13 protein-coding genes are annotated in these 13,522 nt (G+C 35.6%); 2 read left to right on the top strand and 11 right to left on the bottom strand.

Features of this window, described 5'->3' with window-relative positions:
- Positions 1-3: 3 nt before the first annotated feature.
- The 5 genes from B2Z27_RS03355 to B2Z27_RS03335 form a co-directional block, all read right to left on the bottom strand.
- Positions 4-795 (bottom strand): DUF1206 domain-containing protein, encoded by a 792-nt coding sequence (locus B2Z27_RS03355; protein WP_286812566.1) that lies wholly within the window; start codon positions 793-795, stop codon positions 4-6.
- Positions 796-850: 55 nt separating this feature from the next.
- Positions 851-1,960: a DUF748 domain-containing protein gene (locus B2Z27_RS03350; RefSeq protein ID WP_286812565.1), complete on the bottom strand. Its 1,110-nt coding sequence runs from the start codon at positions 1,958-1,960 to the stop codon at positions 851-853.
- Between the two features lie 131 nt (positions 1,961-2,091).
- Positions 2,092-2,511, bottom strand: coding sequence for a thiol-disulfide oxidoreductase DCC family protein (locus B2Z27_RS03345; protein ID WP_286812564.1), 420 nt, complete (start codon positions 2,509-2,511; stop codon positions 2,092-2,094).
- Positions 2,512-2,763: 252 nt separating this feature from the next.
- On the bottom strand, positions 2,764-3,681 hold the full coding sequence (locus B2Z27_RS03340) for a polysaccharide lyase family 7 protein (protein ID WP_286812563.1): 918 nt from the start codon (positions 3,679-3,681) through the stop codon (positions 2,764-2,766).
- Between the two features lie 80 nt (positions 3,682-3,761).
- Positions 3,762-5,933, bottom strand: coding sequence for an endonuclease MutS2 (locus tag B2Z27_RS03335; protein WP_286812562.1), 2,172 nt, complete (start codon positions 5,931-5,933; stop codon positions 3,762-3,764).
- Positions 5,934-6,109: 176 nt separating this feature from the next.
- On the opposite strand from B2Z27_RS03335, the gene ung reads away from it, so the two are divergent.
- Both ung and B2Z27_RS03325 read left to right on the top strand, forming a co-directional pair.
- Positions 6,110-6,796, top strand: coding sequence for a uracil-DNA glycosylase (gene ung, locus B2Z27_RS03330; RefSeq protein ID WP_286812805.1), 687 nt, complete (start codon positions 6,110-6,112; stop codon positions 6,794-6,796).
- Positions 6,797-6,876: 80 nt separating this feature from the next.
- On the top strand, positions 6,877-7,305 hold the full coding sequence (locus tag B2Z27_RS03325) for a response regulator (protein WP_058102886.1): 429 nt from the start codon (positions 6,877-6,879) through the stop codon (positions 7,303-7,305).
- Positions 7,306-7,307: 2 nt separating this feature from the next.
- On the opposite strand, the gene B2Z27_RS03320 is transcribed toward B2Z27_RS03325, so the two are convergent.
- The 6 genes from B2Z27_RS03320 to B2Z27_RS03295 all read right to left on the bottom strand — a co-directional run bounded on the left by B2Z27_RS03320 (position 7,308) and on the right by B2Z27_RS03295 (position 13,425).
- Positions 7,308-8,153, bottom strand: a complete 846-nt coding sequence (locus B2Z27_RS03320) for a substrate-binding domain-containing protein (RefSeq protein WP_286812561.1) — start codon at positions 8,151-8,153, stop codon at positions 7,308-7,310.
- On the bottom strand, positions 8,140-10,176 hold the full coding sequence (gene ppk1 / locus B2Z27_RS03315; RefSeq protein ID WP_286812560.1) for a polyphosphate kinase 1: 2,037 nt from the start codon (positions 10,174-10,176) through the stop codon (positions 8,140-8,142). The genes B2Z27_RS03320 and ppk1 overlap by 14 nt, the downstream gene beginning before the upstream one ends.
- 55 nt (positions 10,177-10,231) lie before the next feature.
- The gene (locus tag B2Z27_RS03310; RefSeq protein WP_286812559.1) at positions 10,232-11,098 is read right to left on the bottom strand and encodes a nucleoside phosphorylase; all 867 of its coding nucleotides are present in this window, start codon (positions 11,096-11,098) and stop codon (positions 10,232-10,234) included.
- 1 nt (position 11,099) lies between these two features.
- Positions 11,100-12,032, bottom strand: a complete 933-nt coding sequence (locus B2Z27_RS03305; RefSeq protein WP_058102882.1) for a DUF1835 domain-containing protein — start codon at positions 12,030-12,032, stop codon at positions 11,100-11,102.
- A 107-nt stretch (positions 12,033-12,139) separates the two neighbouring features.
- On the bottom strand, positions 12,140-12,469 hold the full coding sequence (locus B2Z27_RS03300) for a translation initiation factor (protein WP_286812558.1): 330 nt from the start codon (positions 12,467-12,469) through the stop codon (positions 12,140-12,142).
- A 5-nt stretch (positions 12,470-12,474) separates the two neighbouring features.
- A complete protein-coding gene (locus B2Z27_RS03295) occupies positions 12,475-13,425 on the bottom strand; it encodes an isopenicillin N synthase family dioxygenase (protein ID WP_286812557.1) in 951 nt (316 codons plus the stop codon).
- Positions 13,426-13,522 lie beyond the last annotated feature (97 nt).

Genomic DNA, 13,522 nt, shown 5'->3' with positions numbered 1-13,522 from the left:
TTTTCAATCATTGTACTTGCGGTAGGCTGCGGTACTGAACATGAACAACCCATAGCAAACCAAACCGGCAGCAACAAAACCTAATAAATATTTGCCATAAGCTTGATCTTGTATAAATGAAAAAGCTTCGGCAGTACCTTTGACTTGTTTAGAAGAGGCATTTAAATCAATTCCTGTTGACAGAAAAAAATAGGAAATAATACTGGTGACAATGCCTCTGGATAGTAAACCGGCATAACCCATTCTTTTAATATATTTTCGTGTGTTCAGTGATGTGACGGATTGTATGTCAAAGTTGTTAATGAAATTACCTTTATAGATTTTAACAAATTGGTATACCGCTTTTATGCCAAGGGCACCTCCAATGATAATAAAAATCAAGGAGCGGGTGGATGTATTTAATAGAGGTTCTTTGCTATTGTTGCCAGTACTATAAATGGAAAATAAACCGAACGCTTCGACAATGGCAATTAAGCCTAGTGAGAAGTAAATGATTCCGCTTATGGAAAAACTAATTCGTTTTACTAAACCTTTAAAATCGGTTCCAATGCCTTCAGGGTCGTTTACCCCTTGTATCAATCTCCAAATGCCATAGCAAATAAGTCCTACACCTAGTAAAACTACAATTACAGAGCCTAGGGTTTGTTGTTCCAAATAATTAATAATTGAAATTTTTCCAGCTTTTCTTCCTCCCATATTAAATGCCGATAAGAAAGCTAGAATTCCTGTAATGGAAAATACGATGCCTTTGGAAATGTAACCGCTAAGGGCAATTTTTTTTATAGTATCGTTCATTATTGTTTGGATGAATAATTTTTCCTGGGTTTGGGTAGCAATTGGATATTTTGATTTAATTCTTTTTTGATTTCTCATTTAACTTATCGGCTCCATCGGCGGCATCCTTAAAGTTTAAATCATCATCTGTAATGTCCTTATAAGCCTGTATCCATGCATTTCTGAAAATTCGCGTAACTGTGGGCCAGATTTTTGTTTTAACGCTGTTAAGGTCTCCTTCAACCGGAATTTTAGTGGCGAGCGTATCTTGCTTATGATTTTTAAGAATGAATTTAAAAAAGCCAACAAAGCCTTCCCATAAGGTTTTCAAGAAGCCGTCATCTTTGCCAATTAGTTTGGCATTTTTTAAAATAGGTTTAAACGAACCCTTTAAATATCCATCGGCAATGGCAAGTTCTCCGAACAAATCAAATGAACCTTCGTCAAAATCAATTCCGGCGTAGTGGTTAGTAAAGTCGTTAAGAGCCGTTGCATTGGCATTTTCCAAACTAAAAGTAATATCCATATCCGGTATTTCTTTTACCAAATTCATATCACCTTCTAATATTACATCACCATTACCGATAGAGGTGGCAGTAGCCTTAATGTTAGATGGTAACGTTCTTGTTTTTTCAATTACATTTCTTAAGTTGGTTGCGGAGAGTTCTACATGAGACAAGTGCAGATCTATGTTGGGGTCAGCTTGCAGCTGTAAAAATGTAAGTTTTCCATTTTTAACTGTAAATCGGTTAATATCAATTGGAACTAGGTCGGTTAACGCTTTGGTCCAATCTTCAGCATCAGCTTGTGTAGTGGAGTCTTGTTGGTCTTCAAAAATATAAATGACAGTAGGTTCTCTCATTTCGATTTCACTAACGATCCTTCCGTGAAATAGAGCATTCCATTCTATGGATATATCGGTTTCTTTAAAATCTAAAAATGGTACTTCCGTATTGCCGTTAACTGTATTGAGGTACATGCCGTGTATGGTGTAGGCACCCCGAATAATAGATAGGTCAATGTCTTCAACTTGACCATAATATCCAGGAATGTCCGCAAGAACATTATTTACGTAATTTTTTACGATGTAGGGTAGGGAGAGCCGTATGGCAATTAGTAAAACTATTAGTGTGATAGGTATTACATATCTTTTTTTCTTATATCGTTTCCTTTTTAAATCGCTCATTAAATTCAATGTTTATATCAATGTTGATAATATAAGTCATTGATAATAAATGTATGAGCTTAAATGTTAAATGGAGTAAAACTATACTTATTAGAATTAAAATTTAAAACCTAGGAGGGGAATTCAAGAGATTAGATGAATTTGCTTTTTAATTCCTCACTCGGAATCATACAATTATCTTTTTTACCATACCATTTATATCTATTTCTAGCAATAAAATCGTATACGATATTTCTTAAAGCCTCGGGTAGCCACAGTAAAATGGAAGATATTGCCTTAAGTCCTTTTAAATGTTTTCCAATTTCAAGAGCGGCTGTGGATTTTGTGTAATAGGCAATATTGGGTTCTATAAGAATTATAGAGTCAATTTCTTGGGTGTCAATATTTCGTTCTGTTAATAGCCTTTTTCCTGTTTCACTTTGTAAGGCAGCGAATTGGAATACATCGTTAATATCACGCTTAATTACAAATTGCACACTATTGTTGCATAAGTTGCAAACGCCATCAAAGAGAATTATTTTTTTAGACTGTTCCACATTGTAAAGATACATTAGAGAAAGTGTACCTTATTAAATTTTATGATCTATTTAAGGAAATGAAAGTAAGTTTAAATAAGTCCGCTAAGGGGATAAAGCGAAATTTTTAAGTTCGATTTTAATGAAATCCAGGTTTGAGCGAGAATAGGGGTATGGATTTAATAAAAAAACACCTACAAAAATCGTATATGATTTTTTGTAAGTGTTTAATTTTCAGTTATATTTCTTCTAACTAAACCATTTTGGTCTAATTTGAATACCTCATTTTTAATAATGATCAGTTACAACTTTTCTTAGGGTTACTTGTGCGGTTTGCTCGTAATCATCATGCCAGCCAAAGTAGTTTCCGGTTTTAAAATAATTTTGATAAGCATATCCATTACCAACATAATCATACATTAGGGTGTAGTCAATAGAAATATCTTTTGCTTCACATTCTAATGCGTAGTAACACTTACCATCTTCTATTTTTAATTTAAAAGTAAATATTTCGTTATCAACATCGGCCACATCTATCTTGTTGTCATAAGTACTGGTCCATGACTCGTTATCATTAGGTACGGTGTAGTAATCCAATTGAATGGTACCACTGTTCCATCTTATCTTAACGGTTGCTGGTGACCCCTCTAAACCTTCGGTTTCTTTTCCGTGAATCTGTGCAATTATAGTTCTACCGTTACCTTCAACAAAATCAACGTTTAAGGTAGTTTCCAATATATGCGTTCCTTCATCCATATACCAGTTATCATCCGTGCTTTGATTGCCTTGCCAAAATTCTCTTAATTCCGTTCTGCAATATTTATCACCCAATTCAGAAGTTCCAGAAGTGGTGAATCCTGTAAATCTCGTGAACATGGTATACGTGCCATCATCATTTTTATAAAAATACTCGGACTCTTCATCAGTTAATTGCTCATTTACAATATCCTCATAAAAAATAGAGGTAGCCTTGCCATCGCCATTGTCAATAGGAACAGATAAGTACCAATTTTCCCAAACAATGAGACTTTCTTCATTTTCAATTTCTGGTTCTTCTTCTGGTTCTTCCTCTTCATTAATCTCGGTCTCTTCTACTAAAACTTCGGTCGTTTCTTCTTGTTCAATAACCGTATTGTCAGATGAAGAACATGATAATACATTAAGAACAATGCCTAATGATAATAGACTACAAAAATGTTTTTTCATATCGTTTACTTAACTTTTGGGGGATTATATTGTTTTAATAGAACGTATATATCTTTGAATTCTTATGAGTACCGAATAAGCTATTTTTTCTTTTCAACCATTTCTAACTGGTCAACACTGACATTGGTGGTGAAAATGCCATAATTAACAATTGCTTTCCCTTTTTCTAGAGAATCTATGCTCCCAACAGCTTTACCATCTTGCATACGTACCCGATCACCAACCTTAAAAATTGGTCTTGGTTTATTCCTTTCCTTAATAATCGCCTTTTTCTTTTCTACCTTCTTTTTCTCGCGAATTACCTTTACTTCTTTTTGTACTTCCTGTGCAACTTGAGCTTTTTTGGCTCTTTCCAATTTGGCTTGGTGCGCCGTTTTCTTTTTTCTTTTACTGTTTTCTGTTTCTACAATTCGCAAAAGTTCAGAAACCAAAGGTCGTTTCTTATTATCTTGAAAATATTTGTCTGCAGCAACGTTTACCTTGTTCCCCAATTGGATCATTCGCTGATCATGATCGTAGAGCTCTTGATAGTTTTCAAGTTTAGATTTTATTTTTGCATTTAGTTTTTCCAAACGCTGACTTTCTTCTCTGGCCTTGTCTTCTTCCTCTTTTAATCTAGACCCTGTTTGCGCCATTTTATTGCGTTCTTTCTGCAATTTTGCAATGGTGGCATCAAACCTTACTTTACCTCGTTCAATTTTCTTTTTCGCCTTATTGATCAATGAATAGGGAATACCATTTTTTTGGGCTACTTCAAATGTAAATGAACTACCGGCTTGTCCTAAAATTAATTGAAAGGTAGGTTCCAATGTTTTGCCGTCAAAAAGCATATTGGCATTGGTTACGTGCGGTAATTCATTGGCAAGAGCCTTTAAATTGGCATAGTGAGTAGTTATGACTCCGTAAGACCCGCGTTCATAAAACACTTCTAAAAACGCTTCGGCAAGCGCACCGCCCAATTCAGGGTCACTACCTGTTCCAAATTCATCTATTAAAAACAGGGTGCTATCATCGCATCGCTTTAAAAACTGGTTCATGTTCTTTAAACGATAACTATATGTACTTAAGTGATTTTCAATACTTTGGTTGTCTCCTATATCGGTTAAAATCTTTTTAAAGAAGCAAACTTCACTTCTCTCGTGAACAGGTATCAACATTCCGCTTTGAAGCATTACTTGAAGCAAGCCAATGGTTTTTAAGGTAATACTCTTACCACCAGCATTGGGACCGGAAATAACAATGATCCTGTTTTCTTGATGAAGTTCTATAGTCTGTGGAAAAGTCTTTTCCCCTTTGCGCTTATTGTTTAAAAATAACAACGGATGATATGCTTCCCTCAGATACAACCTATTGTCTGCATTGATTTCAGGCATTAAAGCGTTGATATCTTCCGCGTACTTAGCTTTTGCTGCTATGACGTCTATTTGTGTTAGAAATTCTTGATATGCGCTTAAAAGAGCTCTAAATGGTCTAATTTGGGAAGTTAACAGCTTAAGGATACGCTGTACTTCTTCCTTCTCTTCAAATTCTAGGTTGTTTAGCTCTCTGCTGTACTTTAAGGCAGCTTCCGGTTCTATGTAAACTATACTTCCTGTCTTTGATGTACCCATGACGGCACCTTTGATTTTTTTACGGTACATGGCCTTGACCGCCAACACGCGTCTATTTTCTACGACCGATTCCCTTATTTCATCAAGGTAATCCGAGGCTTGGTAGGTGTTAAGGGCAGCACCAAAACTTTGGCTGATTTTTCCCCTTACGGCATTAATTTGTCGTCTTATGGCAAATAACTGATCGGAGGCATTGTCTTTAACCTCTCCAAATCGATCAATTACGCCATTGATTAGATTGGGTATTTCAGTATTGGGTTCAAGTTTAACGGCAAAATCATTTAATAATGGATAGTAATCCTTGAATTTTTTAAAAAATTTTTGATGTTGTGCCACCGTTAAGCAAATACTGGCTATACGTTTAAAACCTTGGAGTTCTAAAGTGGTGTTTTCAATTTTCAATAGCTTTAAATCGGTATTGATACTATCAAAACCATGATTTGGAATACGATTTTCACTTACTAATGAAGATAGGTATTCAGCAGTTTTGCCCAGTTCAATTTTGATGACCTCTTCCGTAATGAAAGGGGCAATTTGTAAAGCGGTTTCTTTACCTAGTTCAGTATGGCACCTAAGGGATACTTGTTGTAATACCGATGGAAATTCTAGGTCTTGTAATGTTTTGGAATGTATGTTGGCCACGTTATCTTAATAATAAGTGGCAAAGGTACACATTGACAATGAAATCTAATAGATGGAGCAATTATCGGTTGATCCGATGAAATGTGTTCTGGGGCTAATTAATGGAATTATGTTTAGTATTTAATTGTTATGACATGAGTTGACTTGTGATAATCATAATATTACATTTGAAAAAGATGAATGATCTATTGAATACCTTACAAAATAAACTAGTTCCAAGTTGGCGACATCAACTCGTGGGTGAATTTGAAAAGCCTTATTTTAAAGATCTTATACAATTTGTGGACAATGAGTATAGTGAGCACACTTGCTACCCCAGTAAAAATGACATCTTTGCGGCATTTGATTATTGTGATTTTAATGATGTAAAAGTTGTAATTATAGGGCAGGATCCCTATCATGGTCCTAATCAAGCTAATGGATTATGTTTTTCGGTAAAGGATGGTGTAAAACATCCACCATCATTAGTGAATATATTTAAGGAACTGGAAAATGATATAGGCAAAACATACCCGCAGAGTGGAAATCTTGAAGATTGGGCTAAACAGGGTGTTTTATTGTTAAATGCTACGCTTACCGTACGGGAACATGAAGCCGGAAGTCATCAGAAAAAGGGGTGGGAAACATTTACCGATGCTGTTATAAGATCGCTTTCAGAGAACAGAGAGCAATTGATTTTTCTATTATGGGGTGGCTTTGCCAAAAAAAAAGCGAAACTGATCAATGCAAAGAAGCATTCGATTTTAACATCGGGTCACCCATCGCCATTAAGTGCTAATCGTGGGTACTGGTTTGGTAATGGACATTTTTCTGCCAGTAATAAAATTTTGAATGATTTAGGCAATAAAATGATAACGTGGTAAGTTAGATAATAAATAAATACTTTAAATTTAGTAGGTATCAAAAGGTACACCACTCAATCAAACAAACTAAAACTACTTAAATGAATAACTTAGACAGGCTGAATACTATTTTACTGGTCGATGATGATGATGCAAGTAACTTCTTGCATTCTATTTTTATCAATAAGCTGGATATGGACGTCAATATTAATTCTGCATTAAACGGTCAAGAAGCTTTAGATTTTATTCTAGGTAAAGGTCAAGAGCAGTTGGAATTACCTTGTATGGTCATGTTAGACCTAAGAATGCCGGTGATGGACGGTTGGCAGTTTATGAAAGCTTATGAGGATATGGTTCCTAAAAAGCTTAAAGATCAAATAACCATTGTTCTAGTTACAATTAGTGATAATAAAGACGATAAAGAGAGAGCTAATACAAACAAATATGTTGCCGATTATGCGCAAAAGCCTTTGTCAGATGATACCTTTAAAGCATTGATTCAAAAGCATTTTAGTTTAGCGACAATATAAAACTATTTTAAAATATCTGTTACGGGAATTGAATCTTCTATAAGATTTAGTTCCCGTAATGTGTTTTGTACATGGGTCAAAGTCTCTGCGGGTAGCTGTTTTTGACTCCAATCGGTTATTTGCAACCACTCTTGAATATCTTCCAATTGTTGATGATACCTATTTGCTAGCGTAGTATCTATTTTAGGTATTTGTTTAAATTCTCTAGTATAGGTATTGATTATCTCAAGTATATGATCTAGAATTCCGCTATTTTCTTCAAGAAAGGTGTTGGTTCCTACAAGAACAAAACAAGGCCATGGTGTAGGGCAATTTCCTAAATGTCTAAAAGTACCTTTATCTACCAAAGGCTTTGTGGTAAAACGCTCCCACATAAAATAATCAGCATCACCAGAAGCTAAACCATTAATTGCACCTTCAAGATTGTTTATAATGTTGAATTTTAGATTATAGGTGTCCCATCCCATTTGCTTAGCTTGAACGTAAGCCATTAAATGGCTGCCACTGCCAAAGCGACTAATGGCTGCAGTGGTATTTTCTAACGCATTTAATGATTGGAACGAACTTTTGGCGTCTACGTGTATACCCCAAAGCAGGGGAGATGCAATATATTCTTGAATAATTTTTACGGGGTTACCTTCGGTGATGCTCTTAATAATACCTTCTGTCAAAATGATTGCCAGGTCTGTTTCCCCATCCTTGAGCATTTGGCTCATTTTACCTGTTCCTTCAGGTATATCTGTCCATTCAAGTTGAATACCACGCTCCTCAAAAGCACCTTCTTCAATGGCTAGATGCCAAGGAAGGTTAAAATGTTCTGGAACTCCAATTATCTTAACCGTTTTCATTCAATTTACTTTTTAGATAGTCATAGATTGCGTATTGTGATCTTGTTGGTGCGTCACCATCGGCCATATCGACTTTTTTGTTGGTGTTGTTTACATCAAGTATACGTGCTTTTTGATTGTCATTTAGCTGCAATGACAGAATATGCTTCAATTCGTTAAAGATGTCCTCGTCCAAAATGGGTGTTAATACCTCAATTCTTCTATCAAGGTTACGGGTCATCCAATCAGCCGACCCAATGTACATTAGTTCGTCTCCGCCATTTTCAAATAAATAGATACGCCCATGTTCCAAATACCGATCTACAATACTAGTAATGTACACGTTGTCTTTCATGCCGTCACTAGGATTTTCGTTAGATGTTAAATAGCAACAGAACCCTCTTACGATTAACCTTACATGAACACCTGCATTAGCAGCTCTGTACAGAGCCTTGATCATGTTAGAATCTTCAAGGCTGTTCATTTTCGCAGTAATACCAGCTTTCTTTCCGTTCAATGCCGCCGTAATCTCATTTTGAATAAGGTTCATAAACGTAATTCTGGTTGTAAACGGCGAAACCAATAAACGCTTCAATTTAGGTACGATCAATTTACGTTCCAGCACCTGAAAAACCTGGCTTAAATCTTTGGTTATTTTCTTATGAGCGGTAAATAAACCGTGATCACAATAAATTTTGGATGTTTTAGCATTAAAATTACCAGTGCCAATATAAGCGTAGCGCTTTTCAATTTCGCCCTCCGTTCTATATACCATGGCAATTTTTGAATGCACCTTTACTTGTGGTATGCTGAAAATTACTTTAGCGCCTTTCTCCTCAAAAATACGTCCCCATTTAATGTTATTGGCTTCATCGAACCTTGCTTGTGCCTCTACGAATAAAGTGACCTCTTTATGATTATCCAATGCGGTCAATATGGCATCTGCTAGAGATGATGACTTGGCAATACGGTAAATGGTCATTTTTATAGCTTTTACCTGTGGGTCTGTGGCTGCTGCTGTCAAAAAATCTTCAACCACCTTAAAATCTTGGTACGGAAAATGTACCAATTGGTCTTTTGTGGCAATACTATTAAATATATCCGTTGTAAATGATAATTCTGGGTGAGGCAATGCCGGTTTCCCTTGGTATTGTAAATGTGCTGTTCCATCTGGAGCGGGAAAAGAGAAAAAATCGGATAAATTATGGTAAGTGCCGCCTGGTGAAAGATCAACGTCTCCTAGTTTAAAATCACGTTTCAATGAATCTATGAGCCAATTTGGCATTGACTCATCATAAAGTAGTCTGGTGGCCTGACCGGATAGGCGTTTGTCCAAAGAATTGTAAATTTTCTCAACAAGTTCTACATCAGAGTAATCGTCATCCAAATATAATTCCGCATCTCTAGATAGTTTAATAGAATAACAACCAAGGACCACTTTTGACGGAAGTAATTTTTCAATATTAAGCCTTATTGCATCATCTATATAGCAAAATTGATGACCATCTCCTGGAATAGGAATAAAGCGTTCTTGTCCATCTGTTGGTATTTTAACAAGGCTATATTCATCTCCAGGGTGTGCTACTACTAAATAAAGCGCACCATCGGTTAAAAATGCATTTTCCTCATGAATCTCACATGCATCTTTTATGTCATTCAAAAACAGCTCTTCTAAAAATTGCTTCTGGTTTTCACTAATGTTTTTGGAGTTCTTAATGAATATGTCATGTTCTTCCAATTGAGCTAGGGTAGAAGCTATGACTTTGCCAAATTGTACTTGTTGTTCGTTTACGGTTTGTAAAATATGCTGTAAGGTAGAATTAGCCTTGAACATTAATTTTTTACGAAACTTTTTATCAAGATTTTTAATTTGACGAAGCTGAGAGACACGAACCTTAAAATACTCATCTAGATTAGATGAGAATATCGCCAAAAACTTTAATCGCTCTAACAACGGTGTGTCACCACTTTTAGCTTCAAGTAGAACACGCTCGTTAAAATAGAGCCAATTAATATCCCTATGCTTTAAATTGTCTTTTTTCATTGTAAGATTTGCGTAAAAATAAGTAGTACAATTTTAAGATTATTGTAAATCTATGTTAAGCCAATCTTTCTAAACAGAATTCAATAAGTTTATCTACCGAAGCGGTTGGGGTAGTAGAGAACTCCCCGGTTGACCTGTTCGCTAAAATACAATTTAGTGATACGGCCTCGTGACCTAGTAGCTGTGAAAGGGCATAAATACCCGAAGTTTCCATCTCAAGGTTGGTCAATTGAAGATCATTATAGGAAAAAGAGGATAATTTCTCCATTAATTCCATTTGACTTGGCTTAATTCGTAATTGTCGCTGTTGAGGACCGTAGAACCCTGTATTTGTTGCTGTGAATCCTAATCGTATACGATTATCCGTAAACAGTTCTCCTAGTTTTTTTGAGTAGGATAGTACGTATGGCCTTGCTTTGGTCTTATGCCAAGAGGTGTGTGCTATGAATGATTCTTCTATTTCTGGATAATTGATGTTATTGTGCTCATAGAAATGCAAAAGCCCATCAAATCCTATAGCATATTCACTTATTAAAAACGAATCAATGGGTATGTTGGGTTGTATGGCCCCACTGGTCCCTATTCTAATAATATTTAAAGAAGTGTGCTCTTTTTTTAATGTTCTTGTCTTAAAATCAATGTTTACCAATGCATCTAACTCGTTTAAGACAATATCAATATTATCCGTACCTATGCCGGTAGAAATAACAGAAATTCGTTTGCCGTTCAAATGCCCGGTATGGGTATGGAATTCACGCTTTCCTTTTCTGACCTCAATGGTATCAAAAAAACGGGAAACCTGACCAACCCTATCTGGGTCGCCAACGGTGATAACTGTGGTTGCAATATCTTCTGGTAATAAATTCAGATGATAAATACTGCCATCTTCATTGATGACAAGCTCAGCAGGCTTTAGTTGCATGCTATAATTTTAAGATTCGGTTCGTAGTAGTATTATAAAGGAAATTGTACTTTAAAGCACCTCCTAAATACACATCGTTGTCTTGAATACAAGAATAATAGCTTGTTTTGCCTTCTAGGATTTCCTTTCCTTTTTTGGAAATACGGACAGGATTTAAGCTGGTGATCAAAGGTTTTAATCGTGTTATGGCACGATCATATTGAGTATTGGAAAAACCAAGATTTCCCTGATTTTTAAGCAGCACATCCATGTATTCTGTTTTGGACTTTGGTTTTTTGTCAATGGCCAATTTTAAAATGGTATTCTCCATATCATTAAGTCCGTTATTAATGCTTGGAAAACGTTTTAAGTGGGATTTTACGGCATCACCTAAATAATCAAACTGATAATCCTTAAAGTCGGTCAGGTTCTCTAACCGAATAGGGTTATTGCTACAGTAAAGTTGCCAAACATAATCGGCATATTCGGTATCATCTTGTGTTAATACCTTTTTGTTTTTGTAAAGACCCAATAATTGTTCGTCAGATAGCTCGTTAAGGCTATACATCTTATCAGATTCATCTTCCTTACCACTACATACCAAAGATATTTGGGCATATTTTCTATGGGTGAGAAGCCAGCTAATGACCGCTAGCATATTCACTTGACAAAAAAGATCATATTCGAACCAAAGTACGATATGATCTTGTTGTTTATGACTACAGAGCGATCTGTATTCTTTGAGTGTCTTTTCTATAAACCACGATTTTGAAACTTTATAATTTTTATGGAGAAACTCAAAACGTGCTTTCCAAAATGTTTCCGTACCTACGTTAGGCAGTGTTTGGCCTTCACAAAGCATTTCGCGCCATGTAATGACGTCACCGTCTAAATTTAATTTCTGAAGGCGTTCGGTAAAAACATCTCCATTGGTAATGTGTAAGAGAGAACTCATACCAGGTTTGATTTAGTTAGAATGATTAAAAATAATACTTATAACAACGTTATAAAATTATTTAACAGAAAACAAATGATAGTTTTAAAGACTGAAATAATGTTAAATTAACCGCCTACACGCTTCACTGCAAAGCCTTTATCTTTAAGTATTGACATGATTTTATCGCGATAATCTCCTTGAATTATAATTTTATCGTCTTTAAAACTGCCACCAACACTCAATTTCGTCTTTAGTTCTTTGGCCAATTTCTTAAAATCTTCGTCTGCACCGGTATAACCTTCCAATATTGTAATGGGTTTACCTTTGCGTTTCTCGTACTTACAGATTATTGGGTCGTCTTGAAGCCAAATAGGGTTTTTCTCCTTATTTTCTACCTCGTTTTCTTCGGGTTCGTGGTCTGGAAAAAGATTCTTTAACTGGTCTTTTAGATCCATGGTTATTATTTTTTAATTAACCCTAACTCAATTAATCTTTCATGTAAAAATTCTCCAGCAGTAATATCTTCATATAGTTTAGGATGCTCATCATCAATACAGTTCTCTAAACAGTTTAGCGGCATTTCGCTAACAGGATGCATAAAGAAAGGAACAGAATATCTAGAAGTGCCCCAAAGTTCCTTAGGAGGGTTAACCACCTGATGGATTGTGGAAAGCAATTTATTATTTGTTAATCGTGACAGCATATCGCCAACGTTGATCATTAACTCATCTGGCTTTGCAATGGCATCTACCCATTCGCCTTCGTGGTTTTGCACTTGTAAACCTTTACCATGTGCACCCATTAAAAGGGTAATCAAATTTATATCGCCATGTGCAGCAGCTCTAACGGCATTCTTTGGCTCTGACTTTATAGGTGGGTAGTGGATTGGACGTAAAATTGAATTTCCGTTTTTTATGAAGTTATCAAAATAAAACTCATCTAAGTTTAAGTGAAGGGCCAATGCGCGTAAAACGTATTTTGCCGTTTTTTCCAACATTTTATACGTTTCCTTACCTACTTTGTTAAACTCAGGTAATTCTTTTACAATGACATTTGCAGGATATTCCTTTTCTAACTTATCATTATCCTCAACATACTGTCCAAAATGCCAAAACTCTTTTAAATCACCTTCTTTTCTACCTTTGGCATGTTCTTTACCAAATGAAGTATAACCACGTTGCCCGCCTATGCCTTCAATTTGGTACCCGTCTTTTACATCATCAGGTAAATCAAAAAAAGCTTTTATCTCTGCATAAAGCGAATCTACCAGCTCATCGGACAGGAAATGTCCGCCCAACGCAACAAAGCCAATCTCTTCAAAGGCTTTTCCAATTTCATTTATAAATTTCTGTTTTCTTTTTGGATCTTCCGAAAGAAAGTCAGTCAAGTCTACACTAGGTACCAAACTCATATTTTAAAGATTTTACGTAAAATTAATAATTATTGCTGATTTAATAGCGTTGTTATAATCGATACTTGCTATATCCATTTTTGTTACATTTATAGTT

Origin of the sequence: Maribacter sp. UBA3344 (assembly GCF_002362375.1) — a bacterium.
GTDB lineage: Bacteria > Bacteroidota > Bacteroidia > Flavobacteriales > Flavobacteriaceae > Maribacter > Maribacter dokdonensis.
The sequence above is the reverse complement of the archived record's forward strand: the minus strand, read 5'-3'. Positions and strand labels throughout refer to the sequence as shown.